The organism is Hydrogenophaga sp. IBVHS1, assembly GCF_002127265.1.
Lineage (GTDB): Bacteria > Pseudomonadota > Gammaproteobacteria > Burkholderiales > Burkholderiaceae_C > Hydrogenophaga.
Window position 1 is genome coordinate 784,822 of sequence record NZ_NFUU01000001.1, and the last position, 13,257, is coordinate 798,078.

The 13,257-nt window shown below is 57.7% G+C and carries 11 protein-coding genes; 10 read left to right on the forward strand and 1 reads right to left on the reverse strand.

The annotated features are described in order from the left end of the window. Positions 1-85 precede the first annotated feature (85 nt). The 7 genes from CAP37_RS03840 to CAP37_RS03870 all read left to right on the forward strand — a co-directional run bounded on the left by CAP37_RS03840 (position 86) and on the right by CAP37_RS03870 (position 5,634). Positions 86-1,390: an integrase family protein gene (locus tag CAP37_RS03840; RefSeq protein WP_086122956.1), complete on the forward strand. Its 1,305-nt coding sequence runs from the start codon at positions 86-88 to the stop codon at positions 1,388-1,390. A gap of 64 nt (positions 1,391-1,454) precedes the next feature. Continuing rightward, positions 1,455-1,634, forward strand: a complete 180-nt coding sequence (locus CAP37_RS03845; protein ID WP_086122957.1) for a type II toxin-antitoxin system HicA family toxin — start codon at positions 1,455-1,457, stop codon at positions 1,632-1,634. A 12-nt stretch (positions 1,635-1,646) separates the two neighbouring features. After that, positions 1,647-2,060: a type II toxin-antitoxin system HicB family antitoxin gene (locus CAP37_RS03850; RefSeq protein ID WP_086122958.1), complete on the forward strand. Its 414-nt coding sequence runs from the start codon at positions 1,647-1,649 to the stop codon at positions 2,058-2,060. A gap of 62 nt (positions 2,061-2,122) precedes the next feature. Next, a complete protein-coding gene (locus tag CAP37_RS21450; RefSeq protein ID WP_143435870.1) occupies positions 2,123-2,749 on the forward strand; it encodes a hypothetical protein in 627 nt (208 codons plus the stop codon). A gap of 331 nt (positions 2,750-3,080) precedes the next feature. Continuing rightward, positions 3,081-3,374, forward strand: a complete 294-nt coding sequence (locus tag CAP37_RS21455) for a hypothetical protein (protein WP_143435871.1) — start codon at positions 3,081-3,083, stop codon at positions 3,372-3,374. Further along, positions 3,371-3,934, forward strand: a complete 564-nt coding sequence (locus CAP37_RS03865) for a DNA-primase RepB domain-containing protein (RefSeq protein WP_179190124.1) — start codon at positions 3,371-3,373, stop codon at positions 3,932-3,934. The genes CAP37_RS21455 and CAP37_RS03865 overlap by 4 nt, the downstream gene beginning before the upstream one ends. Then, the gene (locus CAP37_RS03870; RefSeq protein WP_086122962.1) at positions 3,931-5,634 is read left to right on the forward strand and encodes a phage/plasmid primase, P4 family; all 1,704 of its coding nucleotides are present in this window, start codon (positions 3,931-3,933) and stop codon (positions 5,632-5,634) included. The genes CAP37_RS03865 and CAP37_RS03870 overlap by 4 nt, the downstream gene beginning before the upstream one ends. Positions 5,635-5,809: 175 nt before the next feature. On the opposite strand, the gene CAP37_RS03875 is transcribed toward CAP37_RS03870, so the two are convergent. Next, positions 5,810-6,253: a terminase small subunit gene (locus CAP37_RS03875; protein ID WP_086122963.1), complete on the reverse strand. Its 444-nt coding sequence runs from the start codon at positions 6,251-6,253 to the stop codon at positions 5,810-5,812. Positions 6,254-6,738: 485 nt separating this feature from the next. On the opposite strand from CAP37_RS03875, the gene CAP37_RS03880 reads away from it, so the two are divergent. Genes CAP37_RS03880 through CAP37_RS03895 form a run of 3 tightly spaced genes read left to right on the forward strand, consistent with a single transcriptional unit; the run spans position 6,739 to position 13,255 of the window. After that, positions 6,739-9,834, forward strand: a complete 3,096-nt coding sequence (locus CAP37_RS03880) for a BPTD_3080 family restriction endonuclease (protein ID WP_086122964.1) — start codon at positions 6,739-6,741, stop codon at positions 9,832-9,834. A 2-nt stretch (positions 9,835-9,836) separates the two neighbouring features. Beyond that, the gene (locus CAP37_RS21900; protein ID WP_143435872.1) at positions 9,837-12,869 is read left to right on the forward strand and encodes a site-specific DNA-methyltransferase; all 3,033 of its coding nucleotides are present in this window, start codon (positions 9,837-9,839) and stop codon (positions 12,867-12,869) included. Beyond that, complete coding sequence (locus tag CAP37_RS03895; RefSeq protein WP_086122965.1) at positions 12,866-13,255, forward strand: hypothetical protein; 390 nt, start codon at positions 12,866-12,868, stop codon at positions 13,253-13,255. Before CAP37_RS21900 ends, CAP37_RS03895 begins: the two co-directional genes overlap by 4 nt. The last annotated feature ends 2 nt before the right edge of the window (positions 13,256-13,257 follow it).

Consider the following 13,257-nt stretch of genomic DNA (forward strand, 5'->3'; position numbering starts at 1 on the left):
GATTAAAGTTCGCTTGTTTTTCGAAAACAGTCTTACATCCGCCCTTACATCCTGGCCGATGTAAGACGCTCAAGGGCTCAACAGCATGGCAAAGGTTCCGTTCACCGCTGGCCGGGTATCGGCTTTCAATTGCCCGCCCGAAAAGAAGCAAGCGTTTCTGTGGGACGCCACAGCGCCGGGGCTGGGGCTGCGCACTACGCCTGCCGGGAAGCCCGCCTATGTGTTTCAGAGCGTCTACCAAGGCAAAGACCTGCGCCTCACCATCGGAAGCCCCGCCGCTTGGACTATCCCGCACGCCCAGGCCAAGGCCCGCGAACTGCAACGCCTGATTGACGAAGGCAAAGACCCCCGCGACTTGAAGCGTGAGGCACTGGCCGCATCGGCCGCCAAGCAAGCCGAAGCGACCGCCAAGGCCCTAACGGTGGGCGAGGTGTGGCCTCTGTACCTTGCCAATGGAAAACCCAAGCGCAAAGACGCGTGGAAGCCGGGCTATCGGGCAGATCTTGAAGCGATGGCCGCGCCGGGTGGCCTGGACAAGAAACGCGGCAAGGGTGTCACCCGTCCGGGGCCGCTGTATCCGCTGCTGGCGCTGCCGCTCTCCGATGTGAACGAGGACAGCCTGAAAATCTGGTTCGACAGCGAGGCGGTGAAGGGCAAGCATCAAGCCACTCGAGCTTTGATGATGTTCCGGGGTTTCCTGCGCTGGTGCAGCGCCCGCCCCGAGTACCGCAAGCTCACCGACAGAGACGCTGGCCGCGCGGCCGCCATCGTGGAGAGGCTGCCCAGCAACACCCGCCGAACTGATGCCCTTGAGGCAGCACAGGTGTCCGGATGGTGGGCCGGCGTTGAGCAATTGAGCAACCGCACCGCATCGGTCTACCTGCGCGCCCTGCTGCTGACAGGTGCCCGCCGCGAAGAACTGGCTGCGATGAAGTGGGCAGATGTGGATTTTCAGTGGCGCAAGCTGACCATTGCCGACAAGGTGGAGGACACCCGCACCATCCCCTTGACGCCCCACTTGGCGCAACTGCTGGCGACCTTGCCGCGCATCAATGAATTTGTTTTCGCCAGCACGGGCAAATCGGGCCGCATTGCCGACACCCGCGCCAGTCACGCTAAAGCCCTGCAAAGCGCGTCAATCGATGGCCTGACCATTCACGGGCTGCGCCGTTCCTTTTCGCTGCTGGGGGAGGCTGCCGGCGCGCCCGCTGGTGCCATCGCCCAGGTGATGGGCCATAAGCCCAGCGCGACAGCCGAGGGCTACAGGCCGCGCAGTGTTGATGCCCTTCGGCCTTTTCTCACACTGATTGAGGTGCACACGCTGAAGCTGGCAGGTGTGCAGTTCGACCCCGAGGCAGAACCGGGCAGATTGCATGTGGTAGGTTCGTGACGCAGGGCGCCTTCAAAGGCAGTCGGCTTGCCGAAATCTCAGCGAATGTGTATCATACACACCAATGACCAGCGCTGATCTGATACGCGAAATGCAGCGTGTGGGGTGGCAGCTTGACCGGGTGAACGGTTCGCACCACATCTACAAGCACCCGACCCGCTCCGGCATCGTCGTGGTGCCGCACCCAAAGAAAGACTTGGGGCTCGGTCTGGTCAAGGCCATTCGGCGGCAAGCCGGAATTTGAGAGGTACTCGCCATGCGCTATCCGATCGTCATTGAACCTGGAACCGATGCCACCGCTTGGGGTGTGGTGGTGCCCGACCTACCAGGCTGCTTTTCAGCAGGCGACACTCAGGAAGAGGCCATGATTCAGGCCGAAGATGCCATCACCGGCTGGATTGAAGCAGCCCTTGATGACGGGCAAGCGATTCCGTCGCCATCGCACATCGAAGAACTGCGCGCCATGCACCCCGAATTTGAAGGGTGGACATGGGCATTGGTGAAGGTAGATCCTGCCATGCTGGACGACACGCTGGAGCGCGTGAACATCAGCCTGCCGCGCCGCGTGTTGCACCGCCTGGATGCTCGCGCCAAGAGCACGGGCGAGACCCGCTCAGGCTTCATTGCCCGCATGGCCATTGAAGGCCGGGATCAGGCTGCGCACGCCTGATAGCCATGGTTTTGTCCCGGGATGATTGCGCCAGGCAGCAACTCCATCTTGGAGAAATCTAAATGACGGGCGTTACTCCGAACTACACAGATTGGAGGCTCTTGTCGTCATTGACTGTCCATGAAATTGCGGTATTGATGCATGGCGTTGACCCGCGAGCGCTGGCAGATGTCACCGTTCAAGATCCCGATGACCCAGAGAGCCCATATGGCATTCCCCTCGATACGTCATTGGAAGAACGCGCACTGACTTCGTCCTTGACTACCGGCGACCTCCTGAGCGTACCCTCTGGCGTGCAGAAGCCGTGCACAAGCACCAATGTCTTGGTCTCAAGCCTGATCCCTTGGCTCCGCAAAAATGGTTACTGCGCACTGGTGGATGGCCTTGACACATCCACCCAAGCAACTTTGTTGGCAGCAAGTACCGAGCAAGTAGCAGCTGCCGTCCCTCTAAACCGGGCCAGCATGATTGCGAAGCACAAGGCAATCTGGCCCACCATAGAAGGCGATATCAGTGACGCCAGCTCAAATGGTCTTTCCGTGGCCAAAGCAGGCGCTCGTGGCTGGAACGAGGCGAAAGCATTGGAATGGGCGCGGGCAAAAAACAAGCTGGAAAAGTCCGCTCCTGCAAGCGCGCTTGATCGCGGAATGGGTCGCATGATGAAAAGCGAGGCCAATCAAACTGACTGATCCTCTGATGTTTATCAGGAGTTACTCGGGAGGTTCTCCGGCATTTGTCCGTCGAGAAAAATTACTAAGAATGGGGCTCCATTCAACGCCATTTTGAGCTGTTGTTTTGGAGTCTCAACATGTCAACTTTGCCCTCCGGGCAGTTCCCACCGCTGGAATCTGTCACCCGCCCTACCGTGGAAACTGCCGCCGCGGCCTTCTACCTGAACCGCCGCCCCCAGACATTGCGCTGCTGGGCTGTCTATCAGGACGGCGCCGTGAAACCCCTCCGCATCTCAGGCCGACTTGCATGGCCTGTCAGTGAGCTCAAGCGTGTCACGGGGGTCGCGAAATGATCACCCTACTGAAACACGACACCGGCCCTGTCACCAGCCGCTTTCAGGTGTTGCTCGACGTCCTGCTCAAGGACCTCGAAGACCCTACAGAGGAGATCCATGAACTCTTCGGTGAGGCCGTGGCGCTCGGCCGAAAAGTCGGCTGCATCCAGCGAGCCTTCGCTGGCGACACCCATTTCACTTACTCGCCGGAGCACCGCACACCGGTCGAGTCGCAGCTGCTGGTCGCCCTCTCTGTGCCACCTACTGAGTTCCATGTCGCACTCACCAGCGGAGGATGCCAATCATGAGCAACGTACTCACGCCTGACATCACCCAGGCAAATCACTTCCTGGACTTGCTGGGTGCTGATGACGCATTCACCTTCCAAACCTTTGATGACAACGGTAACCGCAAGGATGGCCGTTTGGCCCGGGTGTTCCACGGAACGCTTGATCAGCACCTGCCGAAACTGTCCCGGCTGCAGCAGCAAGGTGCTGGCGTATTCGTCATGGTCAACGAGGGTGATGGCGTCATTCACGCTGACAGCGCGACTTGTCGCACTACAAAGAATGTCGTAAGTGTCCGCGCCCTGTGGGTCGACCTGGATGGCTCGCCACTGCAACCTGTTCTCGACGCTCACGACCCAGACATCGTCGTGGAAAGCAGCCCCAACCGCTGGCACGCCTATTGGCTGACCAACGACTGCGCGCGGGCTGATTTCAAACTGCGGCAGCAACAAATCGCAGCGAAGTTCAAAGGTGACCCCAAGGTGTGTGACCTCCCCCGCGTGATGCGTTTGCCCGGTTTCTGGCATCAGAAGAGCGAACCTTTCATGACCCGTCTGGTCCAGTTGGAGGCCAAGAAATGAGCAGCAAACTCATGCTGGTCGATTCCATCACGCCGCCACAGCCCAAGGTAACACCTCGCCCTGTTCTCACCATCGTCAACGGGCTCAACCTTGACGCCCAGAAACTGCCAGGCGCCAAACGACGTCAAAAAGGGGTGGGGTCATCGACCAACGGTCAAGCCGCTGCCCGCCATGACGGCCCCATTCCTGAATTCGGCCGAAACAATACGCTGACCAGTCTGGCGGGCAGCATGCGGCGCAAGGGCATGAGTAAAGTGTCCATCGAGGCAGCCTTGCAGTCCGAAAACGCTATCCGGTGTGAACCGCCCCTGGATGCAAGTGAGGTCACTGCGATTGCCGCCAGCATCATGCGTTACCCCGCAGCCAGTCCTGACGACGTCATCCAGTCACTCAACGACACAGGCAACGCCATGCGCTTTGGCGTTCGCCACGTGGGCGAGGTCATCTACGTACCCAACCGTGGCTGGTACGTGTGGGACGGCTTGCGCTGGCGCCGTGACGGTATGGGCAAGGTCATGGAGCTTGCCAAGCAGGTCGCACGCGACATCTTCAAAGAGGCCGATGTGGTCAACGACGACGGCTTGCAAAAACGCGTCCGCCAGCACGCTACTTCCAGCCTGAAAGCTGCCAACCTTGAAGCGGCCCTGAAGCTCGCGCGCAGTCTGCCAGAGCTCGTCGTGGACGTCGACCAGCTTGACAGTCACGACATGTTTTTGGGAGTCGCCAACGGTGTGATTGATCTGCGCACGGGTAAGCTGCAGGAAGCTCAGCGTGATCAACTGATCACACGGCACAGCCTGGTAGTCTTCGATGCCAAAGCCACTTGCCCACAGTTTCTGGCGTTTTTGGACCAAGTCACAGGCGGTGACAAGACGCTGATGCACTACCTGCAGCGCGTTGTCGGTTATGCCCTGACAGGCTTGACAGAAGAGCAATGCCTGTTCTTTCTTTACGGCGGGGGGGCTAACGGTAAGAGCGTTTTTCTCAATGTGGTCAAAGAAGTACTCGGCAGTGATTTGGCTTGTCAAACACCGTCAGAAACGTTGATGGTCAAGAAGTCTGGCGGCACCAACGACATTGCTCGCCTGCAGAACGTGCGTGCCGTGATCGCCAACGAGGTCGAAGACGGTAACTTGCTTGCGGAAGCGCTGGTGAAGCAGATGACGGGTGGCGAACGGCTCTCAGCCCGCTTTCACTACCAGGAGTTTTTTGAGTACATGCCAAAGTTCAAGCTCTTCGTCGCTGGCAACCACAAGCCAGTGATCCGGGGCCGCGACGACGGTATCTGGCGGCGCGTGCGGTTGATCCCTTTCACGGTCACCATACCAAAGGCGCAACAAGACGCTCAATTGCAGATCAAGCTGCGCGCCGAATTGCCAGGCATCCTCAACTGGGCAATCAAAGGCTGCATTGCTTGGCAAAAAAAAGGATTGTCAGAACCGAAAATCATCAGCGATGCGGTAGACGCTTACCGCGAGGAGATGGATGTGATTGGTGCTTGGCAAAAGGACTGCTGCACCGTGGGTCCCCTCCTAGAAACGAAGGCCAGCGAGGCTTATCAGAGCTACAAGCATTGGTGCGAACGAAACGGCTACCGGCCGATGGCCAATGGCAACTTTGGTCGAGACCTGGCTGCCATCTTCAAACGAGTTTCGCGCAAGGATGGCAACTTCTATGTGGGGGTTAAGTGCGGCTGCTGACTGCCACGCGGTGGAGGGTGGTGGAGGTTTAAAACACAAACTCTTCTGTTACACAACACATAGAAAAGTTGTGAATTTACCCTCCACTACCCTCCACCTTTTATCGATGAGGGCGCGCCAGCACACATTGGCTATGGCAACCACCAGCGGTCGGGGAGCAGCTGGGGAACTGCCCCTAAGCGGCTACCTGCAACCGCTCAATGTGCGACAGAAGCTCTTCGTCGCTCATGGCCTCAAACCGCTGGCGCTCAGCCGTGGCGCTCAGTCCAACCTCCACCCGCTTCACCTCCGGCGCGTAGTACCCCAGCATCTTCCCGATCTCCCGCAGGCCGGCAACCATCCCAGCCGGGTTGGACTGCTCCTTGGCCAAATGCACAGCGTCCAGGAGCCCCTGAATCACCCCTTCCCGCGTGATTTGCAGGCGGCTGGCTACCTCTCCACGTCTTTCCGACAAAACCGCCTGCAAGGCAGGTTTTGTCATGTTCTCGTGGGCGATGGATCGGGCGGATCTCTCGCTGTAGCCAGCCCGAACGGCAGCGGCGGTGGCGTTGCCGTCCACCAGAAACTCGTCCACCCAGCGCAATTGCCTGGCGGTCAGGGAGTGGTCTAAATTTCGCATGGTAAAATTATAGCGGTGTGTGCCGTCTTCTGCCTACCGCCAGCAGCTCATTGAAGAGTTGGCCTTCGGGGTGCATTCAGCGCGCAAGCGAAGCCGCCACCCTGCGCCTTGTGTCGCCAAAGCACTTTTCTATTCGTGAGCTCCCCACCCCGTGGAGATCTGATTCGAAATCCTGTGCGTCGAACCCACACCCCTTCCTTGTCATGCAGGCACCCGCCGCCGCGCTCACTACGCACGATCCTTGAATCCTGTCAAACAAATTCCTTTGGAAGGGGCGGTGCCTGTGTGCCCTTTTAGACTCCCCAGATCCCACGCATAGACTACGGAGCAAAAGCAACCATTCAGTTTCAGGGAAGATGATGAAAAAATTTATCCAGATGGGGCAGATTCAACTGTCCGATCTAAGTAATGCTGCGTCTCAAACACATGCGTCAGGGCGACATAATTTGGCTTCGCAAGTCATTTAATCAGACTGCCAGGCCGCCATGTCAAACCCGTTTTTCGATCATCCCATTCTGAATTCTCCGTACGACTGCCCTTCAAGGCATTGGGAGCTCGACGGTGATGGCCAGCCAACCCAGCAGATTCTTGAAACCCGTAGGCGCGCGGAGTTCATCACCCCGATCCCGAAGCCGAAGAAGCGCAAGAAGGCGGTTCAGCAAGGCGAGATGCTGTTTGACGAAGGCTCAAGCTTGTCAACGGCTGAGCAGCAATACGACCCCACCTCCATCATCAACCAGGTGCGTCAGGCCGTCGATACCTGGCGCAGCCTGCCGAACCCCAGCCAATGGCAAGTCACACCGGAAACAGCTCGGTTGTTGCAGCACTGGCGGCATCACAAGTTCAGTGGTGTGCGCCCCTTTTTCTGTCAGGTCGAAGCGGCTGAAACCGCCATCTGGTTGACGGAAGTCGCGCCTCAGTCAAAAGCGGGAAAGTCGCTCCTTGACCACCTGGCCAGCGCCAACAAAGACGCCAACCCTGAATTGATGCGCCTCGCGTTGAAATTGGCCACCGGGGCTGGCAAGACGACTGTCATGGCTATGTTGATTGCGTGGCAGACGATCAACGCCGTGCGCCGCCCCACCAGCAAGCACTTCACCCGTGGTTTTTTGATCTGCGCCCCCGGTCTCACCATCAAAGACCGTCTGCGCGTCCTGCAGCCCAACGATCCCAACAGCTACTACAAAGACCGTGAGCTGCTGCCCAGCGACATGCTCGACGACATGAGCCGCGCCAAGATCGTCATCACCAATTACCACGCGTTCAAGATGCGTGAGCGCATTGAGCTCTCCAAAGGCGGACGCCAACTGCTTCAAGGTCGCACAGGTGATGCCCCTTTCACACAAGAGACAGAGGGCCAGATGCTCCAGCGCGTCATGCCTGACCTGATGGGTATGAAAAACATCATGGTCATCAACGACGAGGCCCACCATTGCTACCGCGAGAAACCCACACCCGAAGATGACGAAGTCCTCAAGGGCGATGAGAAGAAAGAAGCTGACAAGAACAACGAGGCCGCCCGCCTATGGATCTCGGGACTTGAAGCTGTCAACCGCAAGCTGGGTGTCGCCCGTGTCATGGACTTGTCTGCCACGCCTTTCTTCCTTAGTGGCTCCGGCTACGCTGAAGGCACTCTGTTCCCATGGACGATGAGTGACTTTTCGCTGATGGATGCCATCGAATGCGGCATCGTCAAGCTGCCCCGGGTGCCGGTGGCCGAGAACATCACCGGCGACGAGATGCCCGTGTTTCGCAACCTCTGGGAGCACATCCGCAAAGACATGCCCAAGAAGGGCCGAGGCACCGGTGGCGAGCTTGACCCTTTGAAGCTCCCCCTGCGCCTGCAAACTGCGCTGCTGGCTCTCTACGGCCACTACGAAAAGACTTTCAAGCTCTGGGAAGATTACGGGATCAAGGTCCCGCCCTGCTTCATCATCGTTTGCCAGAACACCGCGATCTCCAAACTGGTCTACGACTTTGTGTCTGGCTTCCACCGCAAAAACGAAGACGACACCACCACGCTGGAAAACGGCCGCCTGGCGTTGTTTCGAAACTTCGACGAAACCACCGGCAACCCCCTGCCGCGCCCCAATACCTTGCTGATCGACAGCGAACAACTGGAGGCAGGCGATGCGTTGGACGACAACTTCCGCGGCATGGCCGCTGATGAAATTGCCCAGTTTCGCCGCGAGATCATCGAACGCAGCGGCGACGCGCGATCCGGCGACAACATCACCGACCAGGAGCTGCTGCGCGAAGTGATGAACACCGTGGGCAAAGCCGGGCAACTCGGCGGATCCATCCGCTGCGTGGTTTCGGTCTCCATGCTCACCGAGGGGTGGGATGCCAACACCGTGACCCACGTGCTTGGCATTCGCGCCTTTGGCACGCAGTTGCTGTGTGAGCAGGTCATCGGCCGCGCCCTTCGGCGCCAGTCCTACGAAGTGAATGATGTCGGCTTGTTCAATGTCGAATACGCCGATGTCTTTGGCATCCCCTTCAACTTCACAGCCAAGCCCGTCATTGGCCCGCCCCAGCCTCCGCGCGAAACGGTGCAGGTCAAAGCCATTCGCCCCGAGCGAGATGCCCTTGAGATCACGTTCCCCCGAGTGGAAGGCTACCGTGTGGAGCTGCCTGAAGAGCGCCTGGCAGCCAGCTTCAACGACGAGTCTGTGCTGACCCTAAGCCCCGCGCTGGTGGGGCCATCCATCACCCGCAACTCCGGCATCATCGGTGAAGGTGCCGACATGAGCCTAGAGCATCTGGGTGACATGCGACCGTCCACCCTGCTGTTCCAGCTGACCCAAAGGCTGCTCTATACCAAGTGGCGAGACCCCGGCGAGGCCCCCAAGCTTCACCTCTTTGGGCAACTCAAACGCATCGTCAAAGAGTGGCTCGACGCAGTGGATGACGATGGCAATCCAAGATACCTGGTTTGCAAAGGCGGAACCTATCCCGCTCTGCTGATGTACCAAGAGCTAGCCGACATGGCCTGCAACAAAATCACCGCAGCCATCACCCGGCAGTTCCTAGGCGAGCGCCCTATCAAGGCCTTGCTGGACGCCTACAACCCCACCGGCTCCACCAAGAACGTTCGCTTCAACACCTCCAAGACCAGCCGCTGGGAGACCAGCTCCAAGCACTGCCACCTCAACTGGGTGATTCTGGACAGCGATTGGGAAGCCGAGTTTTGCCGCGTGGCCGAATCGCACCCCAAGGTGTTGGCCTACGCCAAAAACCACAACCTGGGGCTGGAGGTGCCCTACCGGTTTGGCTCCACCATGCGCAAGTACCTGCCCGATTTCATCGTGCTGGTCGATGATGGTCATGGAGCCGAGGACCCTTTGCATCTCGTGGTCGAGATCAAAGGCTACCGAGGTGAGGACGCCATCGAGAAAAAATCCACCATGGACACCTATTGGGTGCCCGGCGTCAACCACCTCGGTACTCAAGGTCGCTGGGCCTTCGCCGAGTTCACCGAGGTGTACCAAATCGAAGCCGACTTCAAAGACAAAGTCGACGCGCAATTCACCCAACTCATTGAGATCGCTGCCAGGAAGGCCGCCACAGGGAACGTTTAAGCATGGCCACCAAAAAACCTACCAAGTCCGCAGCATCCAAATCGGTCGAGACACTCACCCACGACGAAGCCAAGCGTAAAAACATCCCTTCCGTGGAGCAGCAGTCCATTGCCACGCAAGAGCAAACTGCGCCCAAGCAAATACGCTACCCGCGCAATACCGATCTAGACCCCCAGTTGGTCTGGCGCGGCAAAGACGAGCAAGACTGGAGCGACCTTGTCGTCAACGCGCCACCGCTCTACATCCAGGAAAAGGTGCACCCCAAGGCTCTGATTGACGACCTGCTGCGCACCAGCAAAGAGCGCGAGCACGACGAAGGTCAAACCACCGCCGACCTGTTTTCAGACTTCAACGGCATCCCGAAGGGCGCAGACAAGACCGAGTTCTATCAGCACGATCAGAACTGGACCAACCGCATGATCTTGGGCGATAGCCTGCAGGTCATGGCCAGCCTGGCCGAGCGCGAAGGCCTGCGCGGCAAGGTGCAATGCATCTATTTTGACCCGCCCTATGGCATCAAATTCAACAGCAATTTTCAGTGGAGCACCACCAGTCGGGACGTAAAGGACGGCAACGCTGACCACATCACCCGTGAGCCGGAGCAAGTCAAAGCATTTCGGGACACTTGGCGCGATGGCATCCATTCGTACCTGACTTATCTGCGCGACCGGCTAACGGTAGCGCGGGATTTGCTGACGGAATCGGGATCGATCTTTGTGCAGATTGGGGACGAGAATGTGCACCGAGTGCGGGCTGCGATGGATGAGGTGTTTGGTGAAGATCAATTTGTCAGCATGATCACATTCACAAAAACCGAAGGACTTGCGCCAGACTCATTCAGTAACGTAACTGACTTTATAATCTGGTTCTCAAAGAAGAAAAGTTCCCTCAAGTATCGCGATTTAAAAACTCCCAAAAAGCCTGGACAAGCAGGGGCTACCGGATACATCCTTCTCGATCGGAAAGACCGAACAGAATGGCGAGTAGCCACTCAGAATGAAATCAAGATCGGCTCGGTTGATGGTTTCGATTTCTTCGACGACCAGCCACTCATTTCACAAGACGCACCGAATCATAAGCAAGAGCCGTTTTGGTTTAAAGGCAAGCCATACTATCCCGCTGCAGGTAGGCATTGGTCGACAGGACAGGATGTATCAAAACTAATACGTCTTGCAAATGCTGGGAGAATTATTCAACGCGGGGAACGTGTTGAGTGGAAACGCTACATCGACGAAGTAGCTGGTACACCGCTAAACAACGTTTGGTTGGGAATGGGGGATCGCGGATTCACTGGCGACAAAAAAGTCTATGTTGTTCAGACCGCTCCCGAAGTCATTCAACGGTGCATGTTGATGTGCACCGACCCTGGAGACCTCGTCCTCGATCCCACATGCGGGAGCGGCACCACAGCTAACGTCGCCGAGCAGTGGGGCCGCCGGTGGGTCACCATCGACACCTCACGCGTAGCTCTCGCTTTGGCGCGCGCCCGCATCATGGGCGCACGTTATCCGTTCTACCTGTTGGCCGACACGATTGAAGGCCAGATCAAGGAAGGTGAGGTCACCCGCACGGCACCAAGCACCCAGCCGACACAGGGCAATATCCGCCAAGGCTTTGTTTATGAGCGCGTGCCGCACATCACGCTGAAATCCATCGCCAACAACGCCGAGATCGACGTGATCTGGGAAAAGTGGCAAGCCACGCTAGAGCCGCTGCGCGAGAAGCTGAACGCCGCTCGCGGAGTCAGTTGGCAGGAGTGGGAAGTTCCTCGTGAGGCGGAAGATGCCTGGGACAAAGCCACCCAAACGATTTTCCATGCGATCAAAGCAGAACAGATCTTGAAAAAGGATGCGAATCCAGGCAGGACGACAGAGAGCCTACAGGCCATCAATCACAGCTTGAAGCGTGCGTATACGCTGACGACACTGCCCGAGCGTCCGGTGGACCCATGGCCTGAGGAGCAAGCGAAGCTACACGCCGAATGGTGGCAGGCCCGAATTGCCCGTCAAAAAGAGATCGACGCCTCCATCGCCGCCAAAGCCGAAGTTGAATACCTCTTTGACAAGCCTTACGACAACAAGAAGGCCGTGCGCGTGGCAGGGCCCTTCACAGTGGAATCGCTCAGCCCACACCGCATGTTGGGTGTGGACGAAAACGACGAGCTGATCGACCCGCAGACGGCTCAAAAAGAACGAGGCGAGTACGAAGCCAAACAGTCGTTCCCCCAGATGATTCTGGACAACCTCAAGGCCGCGGGTGTGCAACAGGCTCACAAAGCCGACCGAATCACGTTCACCACAATCAACCCATGGCCAGGAAAGGGCGCAGTGTGCGCCGTAGGCCTCTACATGGAAGGCGACGTAGAGAAGCGTGCCGGCATCTTCATCGGCTCCGAATTCGGTACTGTGCAGCGAAGCGATTTGGTTGAGGCTGCTCGCGAGTGCGGCGATGCTGGCTTTGATGTGTTGATTGCTTGCGCCTTTAATTACGAAGCTCACGCCACCGAGTTCTCCAACTTGGGGCGCATCCCCGTGCTCAAGGCGCGCATGAACGCCGACCTGCACATGGCCGAAGACCTGAAGAACACCGGCAAAGGAAACCTGTTCGTGATCTTTGGCGAGCCCGACATCGACATCCTCAACACCAAAGGCAAGAGCCTGAAGGTTGTCACTGCCGGCAAAGAGACCTACCCAGTGGTCGAAGGTGAAAAACTGGTGGTCAAAGTGAATGGTGTGGATGTCTTCAAACCCCAAACAGGCGAGGTGATCAGCGACGGCGCCGACGGCATCGCCTGTTGGTTCATAGACACCGACTACAACGAAGAGAGCTTCTTCGTCCGCCACGCCTACTTTCTGGGCGCCAACGATCCCTACACCGCCCTGAAAACCACACTCAAAGCCGAGATCGACAAAGAAGCTTGGGACACGCTCAATAGCGACACCTCGCGCCCGTTCGACAAACCCAAGTCAGGTCGTATCGCAGTGAAGGTCATCAATCATCTGGGGGATGAGGTCATGAAGGTATTCAAGATATGAAATCTGAACTGGCCTTGTTGCCCACGGTCTTTATCGCTTCCCCGTACTCAAAAGGTGACCCAGTTCTCAATGCACATTTTCAATGCAAGATATTTGACCAACTGCTCACCGAAAAAAGAGTCCTACCGGTCGCGCCACTTTGGACACACTTCCAACACATCGTGTATCCGCGTCCATACCAGGATTGGATTGACTACGACCAAGCGATGCTGCGGCTATACGACTGCTGCCTTCGTCTCAATGCTGAGATCAATGTCAATGGTCTGGACTATAAAGAGTGCGTCTCCTCGGGCGCGGATGCTGAGGTAGCCACCTTTGAAAGACTCGGCAAACCTGTTTTCTACTCCATCCAAGAGCTCTACCAGTGGGTATCCGCAAGGAAATAATA

Coding starts and splice junctions, on each gene's coding strand:
- CAP37_RS03840 (WP_086122956.1), top strand. CDS start 86: ATGGCAAAGGTTCCGTTCACCGCTGGCCGGGTATCGGCTTTCAATTGC.
- CAP37_RS03845 (WP_086122957.1), top strand. CDS start 1,455: ATGACCAGCGCTGATCTGATACGCGAAATGCAGCGTGTGGGGTGGCAG.
- CAP37_RS03850 (WP_086122958.1), top strand. CDS start 1,647: ATGCGCTATCCGATCGTCATTGAACCTGGAACCGATGCCACCGCTTGG.
- CAP37_RS21450 (WP_143435870.1), top strand. CDS start 2,123: ATGACGGGCGTTACTCCGAACTACACAGATTGGAGGCTCTTGTCGTCA.
- CAP37_RS21455 (WP_143435871.1), top strand. CDS start 3,081: ATGATCACCCTACTGAAACACGACACCGGCCCTGTCACCAGCCGCTTT.
- CAP37_RS03865 (WP_179190124.1), top strand. CDS start 3,371: ATGAGCAACGTACTCACGCCTGACATCACCCAGGCAAATCACTTCCTG.
- CAP37_RS03870 (WP_086122962.1), top strand. CDS start 3,931: ATGAGCAGCAAACTCATGCTGGTCGATTCCATCACGCCGCCACAGCCC.
- CAP37_RS03875 (WP_086122963.1), bottom strand. CDS start 6,253: ATGCGAAATTTAGACCACTCCCTGACCGCCAGGCAATTGCGCTGGGTG.
- CAP37_RS03880 (WP_086122964.1), top strand. CDS start 6,739: ATGTCAAACCCGTTTTTCGATCATCCCATTCTGAATTCTCCGTACGAC.
- CAP37_RS21900 (WP_143435872.1), top strand. CDS start 9,837: ATGGCCACCAAAAAACCTACCAAGTCCGCAGCATCCAAATCGGTCGAG.
- CAP37_RS03895 (WP_086122965.1), top strand. CDS start 12,866: ATGAAATCTGAACTGGCCTTGTTGCCCACGGTCTTTATCGCTTCCCCG.